Source organism: Pseudomonas sp., assembly GCF_037994325.1.
In the GTDB taxonomy this organism is placed as follows: Bacteria; Pseudomonadota; Gammaproteobacteria; order Pseudomonadales; family Pseudomonadaceae; genus Aquipseudomonas.
The window spans coordinates 1-1989 of record NZ_JBBNAH010000004.1; the positions used below are offsets into that span (position 1 = coordinate 1).

General features: G+C 51.5%; 2 protein-coding genes. Both read right to left on the reverse strand.

What is annotated here, in order from left to right:
• Positions 1-1117: trypsin-like serine protease (locus tag AAAB16_RS00075; protein ID WP_340661487.1), on the reverse strand; the 1117-nt coding region annotated here is incomplete at its 3' end.
• 390 nt (positions 1118-1507) lie between these two features.
• On the reverse strand, positions 1508-1989 hold a 482-nt coding region (locus tag AAAB16_RS00080; RefSeq protein WP_340661488.1), incomplete at its 5' end, for a 2-hydroxychromene-2-carboxylate isomerase.

Below are 1989 nucleotides of genomic sequence, written 5' to 3' on the forward strand. Positions count from 1 at the left end.
GGATAATGTCGGTGTCGCGCACAGCGAAGCCTTCCATACGATAGATGACGCCGTTGGAGATTTTTTGTCCGTAGGCGTAATAAGAGTGCTTCCCGTGCACCTCGCCCAAGTATCTGCCGTTGACCCATACGACTATTTGGCGGTCGGAGTTGATAAGTTCATCGCTCAGGGTCATGAGGACCGCTTGATTTTCGACTTTGACGGCACTGACCCATGGCAGCAAGTTGTTGTCTTGTGTTGCGACAGAGCGCATTTCACGGGCATGCTCCAACCGCCGGATAGTTGAGAGCACCGGCGAAATACCGCTGAAGATTTCGTACTTATGGCCGTCTTTTGGATGAATGCGTGTTCCGGACAAAATGCCCACCAGCTGATTGTCGATAATCAGAGGGCCTCCAGAATCGCCAAGCTCCGTCTCTGCTCCATTGGGTGCGATGGCCTGCAGATACTCTTTTTTTGTGGGTGTTGCGCCGTGCCCGTCGATGCGAACGCTTAGCTGTTTTTGCGGTAAGTCATCGGCAGACCCATATCCGTAAACCGTACCGATGGTTCCGGGGGGAATTGCGCCATTGGGTATTGCAAGCCGATCACGGCCAAGCGTTGGGTATTCGCTAATTGGGTGCGAGTCACGCAGCACCAGTACTTGAATGTCTGTTCCATCGATGGGGTAACGGGCGTTGACGACCATAAAGTGGTCGATGTCTTCATACATGATCACATCCGCTTTGCAATGGGCGGCGGTGATAACCATCAGTTCGTTTATGGCCGCTCCGGAGCACGCGCCGCCCAAGTCTCCGTTAGCATAAGAAAGAGCACGTATTACCCAGGGTTTCGCTGAGTTTGTTGCTTTCGTAAGCGCGTGGGCTGGGGTGGCTGCTGCAAGTATCGACGCCGCGGCGATGGTGATTGCAATGAGGTGGTCGCGAACTTTTCTTCGCCAATCTGATGCGCTCGTTTGCGTAAAATTTGGCCTGGGCGTTATTGGTTTTTGCCGCAATTTTGGCGGCTGATGCCGGATTTCATTTGGAGAGTTAGTAGCTGTGTGTTGATAGGTTTTATATGTTGTGTGGTTAAGTGGTGAATATTTGATAAGTGCCATCAGTTTGAAAATGTTCATGGCGACAACCCTTGATGGTTTAAAAGTGTTTGTTGGTCGCTGATAGGTGATGCGCTATTGAGGTTTTTTTGCACTACCTGTTTTTTTGCTGGAATAAGGTTCCTCCAATAATTGCGACTAAACAATCCACTCAGCGCATGCGCAGAAGTTTCTTACGAGAAAATATTCCCGGTTATGTATATTTTTTATTTGCCGCCTTTTTGCTAAATAAGTGGTGAATAATTACGAAAGATTAATTACCGATGCGTTGGGATACTTGCGATGGTTTATGTAAGTTTCGAGGAATTAAAGCAGGCGCGCGGTAGACAGATTGGGCGTTGAAACTCGGGACACATCCCGTCATTGCAACGGGATGCGGCGTACAAGTGCTTTAGCAGAGGGCCTCGTCTCTCACTTGCGGGCCAAGGCCTCGGCGACAAAATCCAAGCGATCTTGGCCGAAGTGCATTTCGCCATCGACAAAGAAAATCGGCGCACCAAAAGCGCCGCGCTTGATGGCGTCTTCGGTGATGTCTTTCAGGCGTTGTTTTACCTCATCGTCATTGACCAGACGCCCGAACTCTTCGGGGTCGAGCCCGGCGGCGCTTAATACTTGGGCGACAACCGCGGGGTCGCCCATATTCTTTTGCTCCACCCACAGCGCGGGAAACACGGCCTGCAAATAGGTGTGGAAATTCGCTGTGCCCAAGTAACCCGCCGCGCCACGCATCAGCACTAACGTGTTGATGGGAAAGAACGGGTTAAACGCCATCGGCACGCCATAGCGCGTAGCGAAGCGCTGCAAATCGGCGAGGGTGTATTTGGCTTTGGCTGGTATTTCGATAGGCGAGTGATTGCCGGTGGCTTTGAATACGCCGCCCAGCAGCATGGGTT